At 60.1% G+C, this 16,949-nt stretch carries 17 protein-coding genes; 6 read left to right on the top strand and 11 right to left on the bottom strand.

Features of this window, described 5'->3' with window-relative positions; all coding sequences use genetic code 11:
- The 4 genes from ACQ4MY_RS24240 to ACQ4MY_RS24225 form a co-directional block, all read right to left on the bottom strand.
- The coding region (locus ACQ4MY_RS24240) for an IS110 family transposase (protein WP_440096710.1) at nt 1-579 on the bottom strand (579 nt) is incomplete at its 3' end.
- A 91-nt stretch (nt 580-670) separates the two neighbouring features.
- Nucleotides 671-1,594, bottom strand: a complete 924-nt coding sequence (locus ACQ4MY_RS24235) for an SdiA-regulated domain-containing protein (RefSeq protein WP_440096709.1) — start codon at nt 1,592-1,594, stop codon at nt 671-673.
- A gap of 289 nt (nt 1,595-1,883) precedes the next feature.
- Nucleotides 1,884-2,549 carry a fumarylacetoacetate hydrolase family protein gene (locus ACQ4MY_RS24230; protein WP_008085293.1) on the bottom strand — a complete coding sequence of 222 codons (666 nt, stop codon included), beginning with the start codon at nt 2,547-2,549 and terminating at the stop codon, nt 1,884-1,886.
- Nucleotides 2,550-2,590: 41 nt separating this feature from the next.
- Nucleotides 2,591-3,985, bottom strand: a complete 1,395-nt coding sequence (locus tag ACQ4MY_RS24225; protein ID WP_116028440.1) for an FAD-binding oxidoreductase — start codon at nt 3,983-3,985, stop codon at nt 2,591-2,593.
- Between the two features lie 204 nt (nt 3,986-4,189).
- On the opposite strand from ACQ4MY_RS24225, the gene serA reads away from it, so the two are divergent.
- Nucleotides 4,190-5,419: a phosphoglycerate dehydrogenase gene (serA, locus tag ACQ4MY_RS24220; RefSeq protein ID WP_008085296.1), complete on the top strand. Its 1,230-nt coding sequence runs from the start codon at nt 4,190-4,192 to the stop codon at nt 5,417-5,419.
- A gap of 57 nt (nt 5,420-5,476) precedes the next feature.
- On the opposite strand, the gene ACQ4MY_RS24215 is transcribed toward serA, so the two are convergent.
- On the bottom strand, nt 5,477-5,902 hold the full coding sequence (locus ACQ4MY_RS24215) for a DUF4399 domain-containing protein (RefSeq protein WP_008085298.1): 426 nt from the start codon (nt 5,900-5,902) through the stop codon (nt 5,477-5,479).
- A 135-nt stretch (nt 5,903-6,037) separates the two neighbouring features.
- Here ACQ4MY_RS24215 and ACQ4MY_RS24210 point away from each other — a divergent pair, with 135 nt between their 5' ends.
- Nucleotides 6,038-6,610 carry a transporter substrate-binding domain-containing protein gene (locus tag ACQ4MY_RS24210; RefSeq protein ID WP_440096708.1) on the top strand — a complete coding sequence of 191 codons (573 nt, stop codon included), beginning with the start codon at nt 6,038-6,040 and terminating at the stop codon, nt 6,608-6,610.
- 87 nt (nt 6,611-6,697) lie between these two features.
- Here ACQ4MY_RS24210 and ACQ4MY_RS24205 read toward each other — a convergent pair whose 3' ends face one another.
- Nucleotides 6,698-7,189, bottom strand: a complete 492-nt coding sequence (locus ACQ4MY_RS24205; protein ID WP_440096707.1) for a DUF523 domain-containing protein — start codon at nt 7,187-7,189, stop codon at nt 6,698-6,700.
- 1 nt (nt 7,190) lies between these two features.
- Complete coding sequence (locus ACQ4MY_RS24200; RefSeq protein ID WP_008085304.1) at nt 7,191-7,823, bottom strand: 2OG-Fe(II) oxygenase; 633 nt, start codon at nt 7,821-7,823, stop codon at nt 7,191-7,193.
- Nucleotides 7,824-7,931: 108 nt separating this feature from the next.
- On the opposite strand from ACQ4MY_RS24200, the gene ACQ4MY_RS24195 reads away from it, so the two are divergent.
- Nucleotides 7,932-8,663: a DUF2059 domain-containing protein gene (locus tag ACQ4MY_RS24195; protein ID WP_440096706.1), complete on the top strand. Its 732-nt coding sequence runs from the start codon at nt 7,932-7,934 to the stop codon at nt 8,661-8,663.
- A 130-nt stretch (nt 8,664-8,793) separates the two neighbouring features.
- Here ACQ4MY_RS24195 and ACQ4MY_RS24190 read toward each other — a convergent pair whose 3' ends face one another.
- A complete protein-coding gene (locus ACQ4MY_RS24190) occupies nt 8,794-9,741 on the bottom strand; it encodes an alpha/beta hydrolase (RefSeq protein WP_440096705.1) in 948 nt (315 codons plus the stop codon).
- 98 nt (nt 9,742-9,839) lie between these two features.
- Between ACQ4MY_RS24190 and ACQ4MY_RS24185 the strand changes: the two genes are divergently transcribed.
- Together ACQ4MY_RS24185 and ACQ4MY_RS24180 are read left to right on the top strand one after the other, a co-directional pair.
- Complete coding sequence (locus ACQ4MY_RS24185; RefSeq protein ID WP_440096703.1) at nt 9,840-10,418, top strand: DUF6436 domain-containing protein; 579 nt, start codon at nt 9,840-9,842, stop codon at nt 10,416-10,418.
- 102 nt (nt 10,419-10,520) lie between these two features.
- On the top strand, nt 10,521-12,932 hold the full coding sequence (locus ACQ4MY_RS24180; protein WP_440096702.1) for a penicillin acylase family protein: 2,412 nt from the start codon (nt 10,521-10,523) through the stop codon (nt 12,930-12,932).
- A gap of 141 nt (nt 12,933-13,073) precedes the next feature.
- On the opposite strand, the gene ACQ4MY_RS24175 is transcribed toward ACQ4MY_RS24180, so the two are convergent.
- Nucleotides 13,074-14,039, bottom strand: a complete 966-nt coding sequence (locus tag ACQ4MY_RS24175; protein ID WP_440096701.1) for a GlxA family transcriptional regulator — start codon at nt 14,037-14,039, stop codon at nt 13,074-13,076.
- A 308-nt stretch (nt 14,040-14,347) separates the two neighbouring features.
- Between ACQ4MY_RS24175 and ACQ4MY_RS24170 the strand changes: the two genes are divergently transcribed.
- Entirely contained in the window at nt 14,348-14,989 is a 642-nt protein-coding gene (locus ACQ4MY_RS24170; RefSeq protein WP_440096699.1) for an HD domain-containing protein, read from the top strand.
- 177 nt (nt 14,990-15,166) lie between these two features.
- Here ACQ4MY_RS24170 and ACQ4MY_RS24165 read toward each other — a convergent pair whose 3' ends face one another.
- Together ACQ4MY_RS24165 and ACQ4MY_RS24160 are read right to left on the bottom strand one after the other, a co-directional pair.
- Nucleotides 15,167-16,057 (bottom strand): ABC transporter permease subunit, encoded by an 891-nt coding sequence (locus tag ACQ4MY_RS24165; protein ID WP_007913861.1) that lies wholly within the window; start codon nt 16,055-16,057, stop codon nt 15,167-15,169.
- Nucleotides 16,054-16,935 (bottom strand): ABC transporter permease subunit, encoded by an 882-nt coding sequence (locus ACQ4MY_RS24160; protein ID WP_174823987.1) that lies wholly within the window; start codon nt 16,933-16,935, stop codon nt 16,054-16,056. The genes ACQ4MY_RS24165 and ACQ4MY_RS24160 overlap by 4 nt, the downstream gene beginning before the upstream one ends.
- Between the last annotated feature and the right edge of the window lie 14 nt (nt 16,936-16,949).

Genomic DNA, 16,949 nt, shown 5'->3' with positions numbered 1-16,949 from the left:
TAACAAATCAGGCAGCGGTTGGGTGGCATCTTCCAGTATCCGAGGCACGAGCTGGCTGATCGCAACTTCGCCCTGCGTCATGGCCACTCCATGTTCGAGCAGTAAACCGCGCATCTGATTACCTACGGCAGTGCGCCGTCGCACATATCCCTGACGGGCCCGGTGTAGCGCCTGCATCGCCATCGCGGCTGCGCTCTTGATCGGTACCGCCGAGATTTTGCAGTCGCGACCGGCACGCAAGATCGCCAAAGCATCGTTGCGATCATTTTTCGGGCCACTGCGGTGACTGGCAACCAGTTGAGCGGGCAGGATGCGAACCGGATTACCCTGCATTTGCAGCAACCGCGCCCATGCTTGAGCACCAGGGCCGGTTTCCACCAGCACCGTCACGCTTGGAGGAAGCTCACGGAGAAATACCTGAAAGGCTTCTCGTGACTTGATTCGCTCCTCGAATATCACTTGGCCGAGGGCATCTTCCCCGGCCACCTGGAAAACCCTTTTGGCAAGATCCACCGCAACGGTGGAGCATGCCGACACATCGGCTGACAAAGACTGATTATTCGTCGTATGCTTTTTCATGGTCTCGCCCTCGCTGTCGTTGGCTTCTATAAGAATGCCACCGTGGCGCACAGACGCCTCGGCTTGGGCGAGTCCATACAATTACAGGACGTTATTTGTGTTTTTCGAAGCGATAGAACAGGTTCGGCTCGCTGACAATGTACAGCGTGCCCGCCTCGTCCATGGTCACACCTTCGGCGCGGGGGATGGTTTTTTTCAACCCGTTGAAACCGCTCAGCAGGGTCATGAAACTGACTTGCTCGCCCTTCTCGTCCAGTTCCAGCAGCAGGTGCGAATCAGCCGAAAGCACCAGGGTGTGGCCGGTGCGCGGATCGATTGCCAGCGCGGAAAGATTGCGGATATCCAGTTCGTCGCTGGCCAGCTTCTGCTTGTCGCCTTTCAGGACCTGGCTGCCATCGCTTTTCCAGATGAACAGCGCCGGTGGCCGCTCCTCGCCCAGCAGCAATTGCTGATTGCGCGGATCCCAGGTGATCGCCTCGAACGCCTTGTTCTGGTCTTTCGATGGCCCGAGGTCGTATTTCGGGAAATCGGCGATGTTCAGCTCGCGGGTGTCGGCGTCAACCTTGACGATAGAGAGCATGTGTTCACGCTCGTCGACAATGGCCATCAGGCCGTTTTCCATGACGGTCAGGCCTTCCGGATTGCTCCAGCCTTTGAGCGGCATCTTGCGCAGAACATCGCCCTGCAGCGTCAGCTCGGCGAGGAACGGATTCTTGCCCATCACCGAAAACAGGGTTTTGGTCTGCGGGTTATAGGACAGGTCCGAGGCTTCGTCCTTCTCCATGCCCGGCAACAACTTCGCGTCGATCACCGCGCGATAGTCCGGCAGCCAGATGCTTTCCTTCTGCTCAGCCTGACTTTCAAAGCGCTCGTGTACCCACAGCAACGCACGGTCATCCCAATGCATGGCGAACGCCAGGCCATAAACGGCAGCGATCAACAACAATAACCAAACGTACCAACGCAGGTAGAAACGCGAGCGAGGGGTGGTTTTGAGCTGAGTTTGAGAGGACATCGAGGGACGCTTTCCGAAAATTCAGGCTATGGGTAATAGCACAAAGAGGCCGGCTCAGACGCCAGAATTGCGGAAATTATCCAGACAGGATGTGAAAAAAACGGCAAATGGCGGGATTGCCCTGTGGGTTTGTGGGCCATGACACAAAAATACCGGCCAGGCCTCTGTGGCGAGGGGATTTATCCCCGTTGGGTCGCGCAGCGGCCCCAAAGATCTTGGGACTGCTGCGCAGTCCAACGGGGATAAATCCCCTCGCCACAAAATCACATCACAAGAAAAATATGCTTAATCAGCGCACGCTGCTGGTGAAGCTGCTCGCGCCGACCAGTTCGAGGACGATGTCATCGCCGACGTTCAGCGGGCCGACGCCCACTGGTGTGCCGGTGAGGATCACGTCACCGGCCTGCAGCGAGAAGCAGCCGGCCATGTGCTGGATCATTGGCACGATCGGGTTGAGCATCGCGCTGCTGTTGCCGTCCTGACGCACTTCGCCGTTGATGGTCAGGCGAATGCCGATGTCGGTCAGGTCAGCAAAGGTGCTGCCGACCACGAACGGCGCAATCACCGCCGCGCCGTCGAAAGACTTGGCGATTTCCCACGGCAGGCCCTTGGCTTTCAGCTCGGCCTGCTTGTCGCGCAGGGTCAGATCCAGCGCCGGGGCGAAACCGGAGATCGCGTCGAGCACTTCTTCACGGCTCGGTTTGGTCGACAACGGCTTGCCGATCAACACGGCGATTTCCGCTTCGTAGTGCACCGAACCGCGCTCGGTCGGAATGGCGAAACCGCCTTCCAGCTCAACCACGCAACTGCCCGGCTTGATGAACAGCAACGGTTCGGTAGGCACCGGGTTGTCCAGTTCCTTGGCGTGTTCGGCGTAATTACGGCCAATGCACACGACTTTCCCGATCGGGAAGTGGATGCGCGTGCCGTCGACGTACTGGTGCTGATAGCTCATTTACCGACTCCTGCCTTCATTGATTCATCAAAGATTGCCGATCAAACCGCGAAAATCTTGCCCGGGTTCATGATGCCGTTCGGGTCGAACACCGCTTTTACCGCTTTCATGTACTCGATCTCAACCGGCGAGCGGCTGTAGGTCAAGTAATCGCGTTTGGTCATGCCCACGCCGTGCTCGGCGGAGATCGAACCGTTGTACTTCTCGACGGTTTCGAACACCCACTTGTTGACGGTCGCGCACTTGGCGAAGAACTCGTCCTTGCTCAGGTTATCCGGCTTGAGGATGTTCAAATGCAGGTTGCCGTCGCCGATGTGGCCGAACCAGACGATTTCAAAATCCGGATAGTGTTCGCCGACGATCGCGTCGATTTCCTTCAGAAACGCTGGCACTTTCGATACGGTGACCGAGATGTCGTTCTTGTACGGCGTCCAGTGCGAGATGGTTTCGGAGATGTACTCGCGCAGCTTCCACAGATTCTGCAGTTGGGTTTCGCTCTGGCTCATCACGCCGTCAAGCACCCAGCCCTGCTCGACGCAGTGCTCGAAGGTTTCCAGTGCGCTGTTGGCCACTTCTTCAGTGGTCGCTTCGAATTCCAGCAACGCGTAGAACGGGCAATCGGTTTCGAACGGCGCCGGTACGTCGCCACGGCCCATGACTTTGGCCAGGGCTTTGTCGGAGAAGAATTCGAACGCGGTCAGGTCGAGCTTGCCCTGGAAGGCGTGCAGCACCGGCATGATCGAGTCGAAATCGGCGGTACCAAGGACCATCGCGGTGAGATTTTTCGGCGCGCGATCGAGGCGCATGGTCGCTTCGACGACGAAACCCAGCGTACCTTCAGCGCCGATGAACAGCTGGCGCAGGTCGTAACCGGTGGCGTTCTTGATCAGGTCTTTGTTCAGTTCGAGCACGTCGCCCTTGCCGGTGACGACTTTCATGCCGGCGACCCAGTTGCGGGTCATGCCGTAGCGAATCACCTTGATCCCGCCGGCATTGGTGCCGATGTTGCCGCCAATCTGGCTGGAACCTGCCGAGGCGAAATCGACCGGGTAATACAGGCCTTTTTCTTCGGCGACGTTCTGCAAATGCTCGGTGACTACACCCGGCTGACAAACGGCGGTGCGGTCGGTGAGGTTCACGTCGAGAATCTGATTCATGTAATCAAACGACACGACTACTTCGCCATTCGCCGCCACCGCAGCGGCGGAAAGCCCGGTGCGTCCGCCCGACGGCACCAGCGCGACCTTGTGTTCATTGGCCCAACGGACAACGGCTTGCACCTGCTCGATGGTCTTGGGAAACACAATGGCGCTAGGCGCCGGCGCGAAGTGCTTGGTCCAATCCTTGCCGTACGCATTCAGGGAGTCGGCGTCGGTCAGGACCTTGCCAGGCTCGACCAGGGTCTTCAGTTCATCAATCAGGGCAGGATTGGTCATCGACAGAACTCTCGAACAATTCATGGTCATCCTGAGAACGCTTCACGTCGCAGGAATGAGTGTTTAGCGGGGAGGCTATGCTAGCATATCGACCCCGCAGGACAGTGCCCAAGGCCAGATCCGCGGAGACGACTTTCTTGTCGTCCGGGTCAGCGTCTGTTGACCATTTCCTGCCATTTTTCTCCGGGATACAGGTTTACGCAGATGAGCAAGACTTCTCTCGATAAGAGCAAGATCAAGTTCCTTCTTCTCGAAGGCGTCCACCAATCGGCTGTCGACGTCCTCAAGGCGGCGGGCTACACCAGCATCGAATACCTGACAGGTTCCTTGCCGGAAGCCCAGCTCAAGGAAAAGATCGCTGACGCTCACTTCATCGGCATTCGTTCGCGCACCCAACTGACCGAAGAGATCTTCGATCACGCGAAGAAGCTGGTTGCGGTCGGCTGTTTCTGCATCGGCACCAACCAGGTTGACCTGAGTGCTGCCCGTGAGCGCGGTATTGCCGTGTTCAACGCGCCGTACTCCAACACTCGCTCCGTAGCGGAACTGGTGCTGGCCGAAGCGATCCTGCTGCTGCGCGGCATCCCGGAGAAAAACGCTTCCTGCCACCGTGGCGGCTGGATCAAATCCGCAGCCAACTCCTTCGAAATCCGTGGCAAGAAACTCGGCATCGTCGGCTACGGCTCGATCGGTACGCAGCTGTCGGTTCTGGCTGAAGGTCTGGGCATGCAGGTGTATTTCTACGACACCGTGACCAAGCTGCCGCTGGGCAACGCGACTCAGATCGGTAGCCTGACCGAGCTGCTGGGCATGTCCGACATCGTCACCCTGCACGTTCCGGAAACCGCTGCGACCCAGTGGATGATCGGCGAGAAGGAAATCCGCGCCATCAAGAAGGGCGGCATCCTGATCAACGCGGCGCGCGGTACCGTGGTCGAGCTGGACGCCCTGGCGGACGCGATCAAGGACAAGCACCTGATCGGCGCGGCCATCGACGTATTCCCGGTGGAGCCACGCTCCAACGACGAAGAGTTCGAAAGCCCGCTGCGTGGCCTCGACAACGTGATCCTGACCCCGCACATCGGTGGCTCGACCGCCGAAGCGCAAGCCAACATCGGTCTGGAAGTGGCAGAGAAACTGGTCAAGTACAGCGACAACGGTACGTCGGTTTCGTCGGTAAACTTCCCGGAAGTGGCCCTGCCGGCTCACCCTGGCAAGCACCGCCTGCTGCACATCCACGAAAACATTCCGGGTGTGATGAGCGAGATCAACAAGGTCTTCGCCGAAAACGGCATCAACATTTCCGGTCAGTTCCTGCAGACCAACGAGAAGGTTGGCTACGTGGTCATCGACGTCGACGCCGAGTACTCGGATCTGGCGCAAGAGAAGCTGCAGCACATCAACGGCACTATCCGTAGCCGCGTGTTGTTCTGATTTAGCGTTGAGCGACAAAAAAGGGAGCCTTCGGGCTCCCTTTTTTATGCCGAAAAATTATTCGACGTTGACGGTGATTTTCTTCGAAACGATTGGCGGATCGAACGGCATGTGGCCGCTGTCGCCCAGCTCCAGCTGCAAGGTGTGCTTGCCCGGGGCCAGTTTGATGTCAGCCTGGGTCTGCGCCTTGCCGAAGTGCATGTGATTGGCGTCATTCGGAATCGGCGCGCCAGCGGCCGGGAGCTTGTCGACGTCGATCAGCAAATGGTGGTGACCGGTGTTCTTGGTGACGTCACCGGCCGGTGCCAGCGCGACGTCCTTGGTGCCGAACTTGACGGTGAAGGTCTGCGAAACCGTGGCCCCGTCCTCGGGAGAAACGATGAACACTTCGGCGCCTTTTGGCGCGGGTGTGGCAGCACTGGCCAGCACCGAAACACCCATCAGCACACCCGCCAACGCTGCACGTGACATAAAGCTTTTCATTTTCTTCTCCAGTTTTTCCGTAAAATCCGCACGGTCATGACAACTTCATGACCATTCGTTGTCGAAGGCACTCGACAACCATAGCAAAGCGAGCCTGACTCAGAGCATCGCAATAATGATTTCAAAGGAGTGACCATGCGCTTTTTGCCTGGCCTGATCTGCCTGCTACCCCTTCTGAGCCCTTTGGCTCACGCCGAACTGATTGATGACGTCAACGACCGTGGCGAGTTACGCATAGCCCTTGAGGCTAATACACCGCCTTTCAATTACAAGGACGACGGCGACAAACTCACGGGGTTCGAGGTCGAGCTTGGGCAACTGCTCGCCAACGAGCTGGATGTACGCGCCGACTTCATCGTCACCGATGAGGCCGATCTGCTCCAGGGCGTTGAAAGCGGCAAGTACGACGTCGCGCTCAATCACATAGCACTGACACCCGAACTCAAGGATCGTTTCGACTTCAGCGAGCCTTACGGCAAGGTCGATGCGCAGCTGCTGGCGAAGAAAGATGAGCAGCCGCAGCCGATGGTCTTGGTGCAAACGCTGACTGAGGCCAAGCCGAAGGCGAGCGCACCGGTGGAGTTGGCGATACCGTTTCAAAAGGGTAATCCGGCGTTCCAGGCCAGCCTTGAGAGCGCGATGCAGCGGATCAAGGCCGACGGGCGCCTGGCGGCGCTGTCGAAGAAGTGGCTCACCGAACCCAATTGAAACCTGTAGGAGCTGCGGCACGCTGCGATCTTTTGATGTTGATTCGAAAGATCAAAAAGATCAAAAGATCGCAGCGTGCCGCAGCTCCTACAGGTGATCGAGTTGGGTCAGGGCCAGCGCGGCTTGTGGGAGTTCGAGTTCGCTGAAGACCTGTACGCCATGGCGCTTGAGTAGCGCGGCCGTTACGCCTTCACCAGGGACTTTGACGGCGCTGAACGTCCCGTCGTAGGTCAGCAGGTTGCCACAGGAAGGACTGTTGGCCTTGAGCACCGCTACGCGGATGCCATGTTTTTGCACCAGCTCCAACGCCTGCCACGCACCGTCGAGAAATTGCCCACTGACATCCTCGCCCTCGGTGGTCATCACCGCAGCAATGCCATCCAGAACCTCAGCGCCCTGCCCGCCGGGAATCTCCGCCGCTGCACGAGGCGTCGGCAAACCTCCCGCGACTTCCGGGCACAACGGCACCACGCGTCCTTCGCTAATCCACTGCTCGAGCAGATCAAACGGCCCACTCGCGCCACCGTCGTAACGTACGCGATGACCCAGCAGGCAACGGCTGACCAGAATCTTGTCCATGTCAGAACGGCTCGTTGCCACGGCGGCGGAACCAGCCCGTCAGCGACAAACGTTCACGGTTCGCCGGCAACACTTCGTGCGGCACTTCGCCAGAAAGAAACACCACCAGACAACCGCCAGTAGGCTGCACGTCATGCACGCGCTCTTCGTTCAGGTACATGCGCAACTGACCACCGTCCTCCGGCAGCCAGGCGTCATTGAGGTAGACCACCACCGAGACCATGCGCTTGTCATCGTCGCGAAAACGGTCGACATGCCGACGATAGAACGCACCCGGTGGGTACAAGGCGAAATGGCATTCGAAGTCTTCAAGACCGAGGAACAAGCCACGGTTGAGCGCCTCGCGAAGGCTTTCCATCAGATTCAGATAGCGGTCGCTGGAATCGGCCTGGCCTGGATCAATCCACTGAATGTGGTCGCCACGAATACCCTCGCGGATCTCTGAAAACGGCCCACGTCCCACCGCCGCTGGCGCCAGTTCACCTTCGGCCTCACGTTTACGGCACTCGGCCGCCAACTCGCGGGTCAAACCGGCGGGCAGGAATATGTTCTGCTGCGACCAGCCATGCTCGGCCAGGTCGTCGACAATGCGTAACAGCAGCGGGTGTTCAGAGGATATTTGCATGGCGCGCATAGTATGCCGCCGGCGAAAAATCCGACAGAGCCACGCGGCGGCTTGCTACGAATTCTCGACAAGTACCGGCACCGCACGGAGAATAGTCCGCTGCTGACAGGAGTCCCTATGCGCCGTTTGCTTTTTTCACTGTTGATGTTCTGCGTGTTGCCCGCCTGGGCGGACGGCCACGATCAGTTGTACAAGGTCGCCGGCTGGCCAGATCAACGTGCGCATTTCAACGACGCCCTGACCGCTGCCCAGCAGCGCTATCAGAACAGCCTGCCGCCCGCCGTGTTTCAGGCGTTGGTCAACAACAGCAATCAGCGCTTCGCCCCGCAAGCCGTGGATCAACGCGCCGAAGCACAACTGCGCCAGCAACTCGCCGATCCGAAACCGGCGCTGAGCTTTTTTCAATCGCCACTGGGCAAAAAAATCGTCGCCGCTGAGTTGCTCGCAACCCGTCGCGACCAACTGGCAAAAAACGCCAAGGGCCTGCCGAAGATGCAGGTCAGCGACAGCCGTCTGCTGATCATCGGCCACCTCGCGCAGGCGCTGCCAGCGCGTGAGGCCGGCGCCGAAGTCAGCCTGGCGATTGCCGGTGTGGCGGCGGACAGCTTGAGCTCGATGATTCCGGGACTGCTCGGTGGCGGTCAGGCGCAGGGCATGTTGAACGGTCAGCGCCAGCGCCTGATGGATCAGATTGGCGCGGACATCAACAACACGCTGCTCTACGTTTATCGCGACCTGTCGGACGAAGAGCTGGAAGAGTTTGCGACGTTTGCCGAATCAACCGAGGGCAAGGCGTATTACCAGGCGGCGCTGGCGGCGATTCGCGCCGGCCTGGCGGTCGGCCAATGATCTCTAGCACCTGATAAGCCGCCATCGCTGGCAAGCCAGCTCCCACAGTTTTCTTGGGTGTTCACAATATTCGTGATCGACACTTAACCCTGTGGGAGCTGGCTTGCCAGCGATAGGGCCCTCACAGACGCTAAAGATTGCGGCCCCTGATGCGCTTGCTCAGAAACTCGAAATACTCCTCACGCATCTCCTCCGTCTCATTCGCCAGATGATGCCGCGCCTCGGCCAGCAGCAATATCTGCGGCCGATCGAACTTCCACTTCATCACTTGCAAATTGTGCTGCCAGTCGACCGTCATGTCCGCCTGCCCCTGAATGACCAGCGGCCGCCGCGGGCTTTTTTTCGCGTGTTCCACGCGAATGATCCAGCGTGACAGTGCACCTACCCACTGGGTCGGCAAGCGTCGCGGCTGCAACGGATCGGCCTGGAGAAACGGCAGGAAATCAGGATCGTTGGAGTTCTCGCTGAAGCGCCGCACGACACCTCGGACAAAAGGCCGGAGCAGGTAATAACTCAGTTGCGACCACCCCCACGCGCGCGGTCGCACCAATGGCGCCATCAGGATCAAATGACCTTGCGCCGGGCTGCCCTGACCATGGTTGAGCACGTGATCGACAATAATCGCCCCGCCCGTGCTTTGCCCGAACATGTGCCACGGTTGCGGCAGCGCGATCGACTGCGCTTCGGCGAACAGGGCTTGCAGGACGTCCTGGTATTCCGAGAAATCGCGAATGCTTGCACGCGGCCCGCTCGACAGGCCATGGCCCGGCAGGTCGCAGGAAATCACTGCAAAATCCTGATCCAGCGCCCACTCGATCACATGGCGATAAAGCCCGGTGTGATCGTAGTAACCGTGCAGCAGAAACAGCGTTGCCTTGACCTTTTCCGGCCACCAGCAGTGGCTGACCAGCTCATAACCGTCGACTTCGAAACGGCCCATGCCGCGCCAGACATCACGCTCGGGAAAGTCGGTCTGGTAAAAGCGCTGATAGGCTTTGGCCTCCTCCGACAACGGCTGCCACTCGGCCAAGGGCTTGAGGCTGGCGCGTAATTGATCGGGGTCGAAGGTGGCGGGCATAAGCGGTTCCAGAGCGGTAAACAGACTTTATCGGCCTGCGATATTCATCTGTAGTGACAGACATGGCAAGCTAGCCGACCTCTTCGGGATCGAAAACCATGCGTTCGCCCTACCGCACCGCACTGTTTGCCAGCCTGCTCGCGCTGATCTGCGCCGGGGTGCTGTGGGCGGCGTACGACTGGTTTCAGGGGCGATACCTGCGCGCGTTCAGCGAACACACCGCGGTATTTTCCGGCGATCCGCTGCGCCTGCCCGACGATCTCGCCGGCCCCGGCAATATCCGCCTGGTGCACTTCTGGGACCCGGCCTGCCCGTGCAACGTCGGCAATCAACAGCACCTGACCGAGATGGTCGAGCACTTCAGCGCCAGGGGTGTCGAGTTCTTCGCGGTGCAAAGAGCGGGCAGCCACGGCCAGTTGCCGGCCACGCTCAGTAGCCTGAAAACCATCACGGTGTTGCCCGGTTCCGAACAGGTGCCCGCCAGCCCGGCCGTGGCGATCTGGGATCGCAGCGGCAAACTGGCGTACTTCGGCCCTTACAGCGAAGGCCTGACCTGCAACTCCAGCAACAGCTTCATTGAACCGATCCTCAATGCCCTGACGGACGATCGCCCGGTCGACGCCACGCACACGCTGGCCGTCGGTTGCTATTGCCCGTGGCCGGTGGAGACGAAGTAAGGCATTCCGGACTTTTCAAGGACAGCGCTGCACGGCACGGACGGTCTGTGCTAATTGTTTGCAGCCCGACGGGCGGCAATCCCGCCTGCACAAGGAGTCGCCATGAAACGCGTGTTCACCGTTCTTGCCTTGCTCATCGTTGTTCTGCTCTGCGCCGGGGGCTGGTACGTCTACAGCAAGCAACCGACGCGACAGGGCCAGGTGGAACTGCGCAACCTGCAGGGTTCGGTGACCGTGCGCTACGACGAACGCGGCGTACCGCACATCCGCGCCGAGAACGAAACCGACCTCTACCGCGCCCTCGGCTATGTGCATGCCCAGGATCGCCTGTTCCAGATGGAGAGCATGCGCCGCCTCGCCCGTGGCGAACTGGCCGAAGTGCTCGGGCCGAAGCTGCTCGACACCGATAAACTGTTCCGCAGCCTGCGCATCCGCGAGCGCGCTGCCAGTTATGTCGCCAGCCTCGACAAGCAGTCGCCGGCGTGGAAGGGTCTGCAAGCCTATCTGGATGGCATCAACCAATATCAGGACACCCACGCTGCGCCGATCGAGTTTGACGTGCTGGGCATCCCCAAGCGGCCGTTCACCGCGGAGGACAGCATCAGCGTCGCCGGCTACATGGCTTACAGCTTTGCCGCGGCGTTTCGCACCGAACCGCTGTTGACCTATGTGCGCGATCAACTCGGCGCCGATTATCTCAACGTCTTCGACCTCGACTGGCAGGCCAAAGGCGTGCTGGCCAACGGTCACGCCCAACAGACGCCAGCCCTCGCCGCTGGCGACTGGCAAGACCTCAACGCCCTCGCCCGCCTCAGCGAACAGGCGTTGATCGACAACGGCTTGCCGCAGTTCGAAGGCAGCAACGCCTGGGTGATTGCCGGCAGCCGCAGCCAGAGCGGCAAACCGCTGTTGGCTGGCGACCCGCACATTCGTTTCTCGGTGCCGTCGGTGTGGTACGAAGCGCAATTGTCGGCGCCGGGGTTTGAGTTGTACGGCCACCATCAGGCGCTGGTGCCCTTCGCGTTTCTGGGGCATAACCTCGATTTCGGCTGGAGCCTGACCATGTTCCAGAACGACGATCTGGACCTGATCGCCGAGAAGGTCAACCCGGACAACCCCAATCAGGTCTGGTATCGCGGCCAGTGGACAGACATGGTCAGCAGCGAGCAGCAAATCAATGTGAAGGGCCAGTCACCGGTGACCATCACCCTGCGCCAGTCGCCCCACGGCCCGATCGTCAACGATGCACTGGGATCTGCTGCCGGGAAGACACCGATTGCGATGTGGTGGGCCTTCCTCGAAACACCCAACCCAATCCTCGAAGGCTTCTACCAACTCAACCGCGCCGACACGTTGGCCAAGGCCCGCGCCGCGGCGGCGAAAGTGCAGGCACCGGGGTTGAACCTGGTGTACGCCAACGCCAAGGGCGACATCGCCTGGTGGGCCTCGGCGTTACTGCCCAAGCGTCCGGCCGGAGTAAGGCCGGAATTCATTCTCGACGGCAGCAGCAATCAGGCCGACAAGGACGGTTTCTACCCGTTCAGCGCCAACCCGCAGGAAGAGAACCCGGCGCGTGGCTACATCGTCTCGGCCAACTTCCAGCCGCTGTCGCCGACCGGCATGGAGATCCCCGGTTACTACAACCTCGCCGATCGCGGCCAGCAGCTTAATCGTCAACTCGGCGACAAGAGCGTGAAGTGGACCAACGAGGCTAACCAGAAGCTGCAACTCGGTACGGCGACCGGTTACGGCCCGCGTCTGTTGGCGCCGTTGCTGCCGGTGTTGCGTGAAGTGGTGAGCGATCCGGCACAGCTGAAACTGGTCGAGCAACTGGCGCAATGGCCCGGCGACTATCCGCTGGACTCGGTCAGTGCGACGGTGTTGAACCAGTTCCTCTACGACCTTGCCGACGCGGCGACGCGTGATGAGTTGGGCAATGACTTTTTCGACACGCTGCTGTCGACGCGGGTGATCGATGCGGCGCTGCCACGTCTGGCGGCAAACGCTGATTCGCCGTGGTGGGACAACCGCAACACGCCGGCCAAAGAGACCCGCGCCGATGTCGTGCGCGCGGCGTGGGCAGCGAGCATCGCCCATCTGCAGCTGACCCTCGGCGACGATGTGGCCGGATGGCAATGGGGCGCGGCGCACACGCTGACGCACGGGCATCCGCTGGGGCAGCAGAAGCCGCTGGATCGCCTTTTCAATGTCGGGCCATTTGCGGCGCCGGGCAGTCATGAAGTGCCGAATAACCTTTCCGCAAGGATCGGCCCGGCGCCGTGGCCGGTAACGTACGGGCCGTCGACGCGGCGGCTGGTCGACTTCGCCGATCCGGCGCATGCGCTGACGATCAACCCGGTGGGCCAGAGCGGCGTGCCGTTCGACAGTCACTATGACGATCAGGCTGAGGCGTATGTCGACGGGATGTATGTGCAGGCGCATTTCAGCGAGGAAGAGGTGACGGCGAATACGCGCAGTACCTTGAAGCTGTTGCCGGCGCGGGCTGCGCAGTAGTTTTGCGCTGATAGAACAGGCCTCATCGCTGGCAAGCCAGCTCCCACAGGGTTTTGCGTCGATCACAAATCATGTGAACTCCAGAGAAACCTGTGGGAGCTGGCTTGCCAGCGATGAGGCCCTGAAGAGCAGCACACAACCTCAGAGCAGCACCGCAAAATTCAGCCGAAACTGCTGCGGTGTCACGCCCAAGCGGCGGTTGAACACGCTGCGCATATGCTGCGCATCGCGAAATCCGCACTGATACGCCACGGTCTTCAACGGCGCCGTCGTGCTTTCGAGCATCACCCGCGCCGCATCCACCCGTGCCTGCTCGACAAACTCCGCCGGCGTCACCTTCGCCTCCCGAGCAAACACCCGGGAGAAATTGCGCGCACTCATGTTCGCCGCATTGGCCAGATCGGCAATGGTCAGATCGCCGGTGAGATTGGCCAGCACGTACAACTGCACCATCGCCACCGCCGATGTCGGCTCCGCATGCGGCGTGAGGAACGGACTGAACTGCGACTGCCCGCCCGAACGCTGGGTGAAAACCACCAGCCGCTTGGCAACGCTCAAAGCCACTTCAGCACCGTGATCACGCGCCAGCAGATACAACGACAGATCGATCCCCGCCGTGACCCCGGCCGAGGTGTAGAGCGTGCCGTCCTCGACGTACAGGCGATCGGCTTCGACGTGGGTTGACGGGCATAACTGCGCCAACGCCTCGGCATCGTTCCAGTGCGTGGTCACGGTGCGCCCTTCCAGCAACCCTGCGCGCGCCAGCATGAAGGCGCCATTGCAGATCGAGCCGAAGCGCTTGGCCCGTGCGCAAGCTTCGCGCAGCCAGCTGTCGAAGACGCTGCCGAAATCCATGAATGGCAGTTGCGGGCCACCGGCGACCAGCAGCAGGTCATAGGCGTCGAGTGCTTCGCTGAAATGACGATGGGCGTTGAGGATCAAGCCGTTGGAACAGGCCATCGGTGTTTTTTCCAGGCCGATCACTTCGAGCCGATAGTGATCTTCCGGCGCGAGAAAGCGGTTGGCTTCGGCGAACACATCCATGGGGCCGGTGACGTCGAGCGACTGCACGCCTGCGAACACCACGATGGCGATGGTTTTATTCATCTCTCTCGAAACCTCCGATGAATCTGTGGTGAGGGGATTTATCCCCGACCGGCTGCGCAGCAGTCGTAAAACCAGGCAATGGAACTTGCCTGACAGAATGCGTTGAATGGTTTTGGGGCTGCTGCGCAACCCATCGGGGATAAATCCCCTCGCCACAATGGCTGGCATTCCGACCTGTGAAGGGCAGTTGGCACGATTTGCAGGTGGATTGGCAAGGATCGCAGCCATGCAGCGATTGTTCGCTTTCAGCGCCGCGAACAGACTTGACTCATCAGCGCCACGACGGCGTTTCAGTGAGGAAACTTCCCATGAGCACGACTATTGCCGGCATCAAAATCCCTGACAGCGCCCTCGCCCGCGCCACCACCGACTACATCCGTGACATCGAGTCCGACCTGCTCTATCACCATTCACGCCGGGTATTTCTGTTCGGCGCATTGAGCGGTGAACGCCAGCAACTGGCCTACGATCCAGAGCTGCTCTACGTCGGCGCGATGTTCCACGACCTCGGTCTGGTCGAAGGTCATCGCAGCGCTGACGAGCGTTTTGAAGTGGACGGCGCCAACGCGGCGGCGGCGTTTCTCAAGCCGTACGGTTTGAGCGATGACGACATCGAGCAAGTCTGGTTATCGATTGCCCTGCACACTACGCCGGGCGTGCCGAAGCATTTGCGGCCGACCGTGGCGCTGGTGACGGCGGGTGTCGAGATGGATGTGTTGGGGATGGATTACGCGGCGTTCAGCACCGTGCAACGGGAAGCGGTGGTGCATGCACACCCGCGTGGGGAAGGTTTCAAGGAGTGCATCATCTGCGCGTTTGCCGATGGCTTGCGTCATCGTCCGCAGACCACATTTGGCAATGTGAAGACCGATGTGCTGAAGGATGAGGAGCCGGGGTTCAAACCGATGAACTTCGTCGAAGTCATCCGCAATTCCCCTTGGACTGCCTAAAACCAGATTTGAAACCGGCCCCCTGTGGCGAGGGGATTTATCCCCGATGGGTTGCGAAGCGACCCCAAAAAAACAGGCCTGCTGCGCAGCCCATCGGGGATAAATCCCCTCACCACAAAAGCCCATTCCAACATCAGATTGGGGTTGACCTCAAAGTAGAGGCCAACCCGATATGGCTTACGCCGCTTCCGGCGAAGGCGCCCGGCGTACGTCCGGTTGTTTCCACGAATCGGCAGCGCTTTCTTCGATGGCTTGCTGGATGGCTTTCTTGCGTGCTTCTTCGGCGCGTCGGCTGAAGAACCAGACCATGAAGGTCACGATCGATACCGCCAGCAGAATCAGACTCGCCACGGCGTTGATCTCAGGCTTCACGCCCAGGCGCACCGCCGAGAACACTTCCATTGGCAGGGTCGTCGAACCCGGGCCGGAGACGAAGCTCGCCAGCACCAGGTCATCCAGCGACAACGCGAACGACATCATGCCGCCCGCCGCCAGCGACGGCGCGATCATCGGGATGGTGATCAGGAAGAACACCTTCCACGGCCGCGCGCCCAGATCCATTGCCGCTTCTTCGATCGACAGGTCCAGCTCCCGCAGACGCGCCGACACCACCACCGCCACATACGCCGCACAGAATGTGGTGTGAGCGATCCAGATGGTGACGATGCCACGTTCCTGCGGCCAGCCGATCATCTGCGCCATGGCCACGAACAGCAGCAACAGCGACAGACCGGTGATCACTTCCGGCATCACCAACGGCGCTGTCACCAGGCCGCCAAACAGCGTGCGGCCCTTGAAGCGGGTGATGCGCGTCAGCACGAACGCCGCCAGCGTACCCAGCGCCACCGCGGCAACCGCGGTGTAGCAGGCAATTTCCAGCGAGCGCAGCACCGAGCCCATCAGTTGGGTGTTGTCGAGCAGGCCGACGTACCACTTGATCGACCAGCCGCCCCATACCGTCACCAGTTTCGAGGCGTTGAACGAGTAGATCACCAGGATCAGCATCGGCAGGTAGATGAACAACAGGCCGATGACCAGCATCAGGCTGGAGAAACGGATGCGCTTCATTCTTTGCCCTCCATTTCTTTGGCCTGACTGCGGTTGAACAGAATGATCGGCACAATCAGGATCGCCAGCATCACCACCGCCAGCGCGGACGCTACCGGCCAGTCACGGTTGTTGAAGAACTCTTGCCAGAGCACTTTACCGATCATCAAGGTTTCCGGACCGCCGAGCAGTTCCGGGATCACGAACTCGCCGACCACCGGGATAAACACCAGCATGCAGCCGGCAATGATCCCGTTCTTGGACAGCGGAATGGTGATTTTCCAGAAGCTGTTGAAGGTGCTCGAACCGAGGTCCGATGCGGCTTCCAGCAAGCTCTGATCGTGCTTCACCAGGTTGGCGTACAGCGGCAGGATCATGAACGGCAGGTACGAATAAACAACACCGATGTACACCGCGAGGTTGGTGTTGAGGATCTGCAGCGGCTCGTCGATAAAGCCCATGCTCATCAGGAAGCCGTTGAGCAGACCGTTGTTGCTGAGGATGCCCATCCACGCGTAAACGCGGATCAGGATCGCCGTCCAGGTCGGCATCATGATCAGCAGCACCAGCACCGTTTGCATCTCTTTACGGGCGGTGGCGATGGCGTAGGCCATCGGGTAGCCGATGACCAGACAGAGGATGGTGCTGATCAGCGCCATCTTCAACGAGCCGAGGTAAGCGGCGATGTACAACTCGTCGCCGGCCAGCATCGAGTAGTTGCCCAGGTTCAGCAGCAGTTGCAGCTTCTGCTCGGCGTAGGTGTAGATCTCGGTGTACGGCGGGATCGCCACGTCGGCTTCGGCAAAACTGATCTTCAGCACAATGAAGAACGGCAACATGAAGAACAGGAACAGCCAGATGAACGGGACCCCGATGACCAACTGCCGGCCATTGGGGATTATTCGGTTGAGGC

The sequence above is a fragment of the Pseudomonas sp. SM4 genome, from assembly GCF_051913165.1.
Classification (GTDB): Bacteria; Pseudomonadota; Gammaproteobacteria; order Pseudomonadales; family Pseudomonadaceae; genus Aquipseudomonas.
This window is presented reverse-complemented; position numbering and strand designations above follow the sequence as displayed.

Bases quoted from the DNA above. Each gene is read 5' to 3' on its own strand.
- ACQ4MY_RS24195 (WP_440096706.1), top strand. From the start codon at position 7,932: ATGCGCCGTTTGCTTTTTTCACTGTTGATGTTCTGCGTGTTGCCCGCC.
- ACQ4MY_RS24210 (WP_440096708.1), top strand. From the start codon at position 6,038: ATGCGCTTTTTGCCTGGCCTGATCTGCCTGCTACCCCTTCTGAGCCCT.
- ACQ4MY_RS24200 (WP_008085304.1), bottom strand. From the start codon at position 7,823: ATGCGCGCCATGCAAATATCCTCTGAACACCCGCTGCTGTTACGCATT.
- ACQ4MY_RS24230 (WP_008085293.1), bottom strand. From the start codon at position 2,549: ATGAGCTATCAGCACCAGTACGTCGACGGCACGCGCATCCACTTCCCG.
- serA (WP_008085296.1), top strand. From the start codon at position 4,190: ATGAGCAAGACTTCTCTCGATAAGAGCAAGATCAAGTTCCTTCTTCTC.
- ACQ4MY_RS24185 (WP_440096703.1), top strand. From the start codon at position 9,840: ATGCGTTCGCCCTACCGCACCGCACTGTTTGCCAGCCTGCTCGCGCTG.
- ACQ4MY_RS24175 (WP_440096701.1), bottom strand. From the start codon at position 14,039: ATGAATAAAACCATCGCCATCGTGGTGTTCGCAGGCGTGCAGTCGCTC.
- ACQ4MY_RS24235 (WP_440096709.1), bottom strand. From the start codon at position 1,594: ATGTCCTCTCAAACTCAGCTCAAAACCACCCCTCGCTCGCGTTTCTAC.
- ACQ4MY_RS24170 (WP_440096699.1), top strand. From the start codon at position 14,348: ATGAGCACGACTATTGCCGGCATCAAAATCCCTGACAGCGCCCTCGCC.
- ACQ4MY_RS24180 (WP_440096702.1), top strand. From the start codon at position 10,521: ATGAAACGCGTGTTCACCGTTCTTGCCTTGCTCATCGTTGTTCTGCTC.
- ACQ4MY_RS24190 (WP_440096705.1), bottom strand. From the start codon at position 9,741: ATGCCCGCCACCTTCGACCCCGATCAATTACGCGCCAGCCTCAAGCCC.
- ACQ4MY_RS24215 (WP_008085298.1), bottom strand. From the start codon at position 5,902: ATGAAAAGCTTTATGTCACGTGCAGCGTTGGCGGGTGTGCTGATGGGT.
- ACQ4MY_RS24205 (WP_440096707.1), bottom strand. From the start codon at position 7,189: ATGGACAAGATTCTGGTCAGCCGTTGCCTGCTGGGTCATCGCGTACGT.
- ACQ4MY_RS24225 (WP_116028440.1), bottom strand. From the start codon at position 3,985: ATGACCAATCCTGCCCTGATTGATGAACTGAAGACCCTGGTCGAGCCT.
- ACQ4MY_RS24165 (WP_007913861.1), bottom strand. From the start codon at position 16,057: ATGAAGCGCATCCGTTTCTCCAGCCTGATGCTGGTCATCGGCCTGTTG.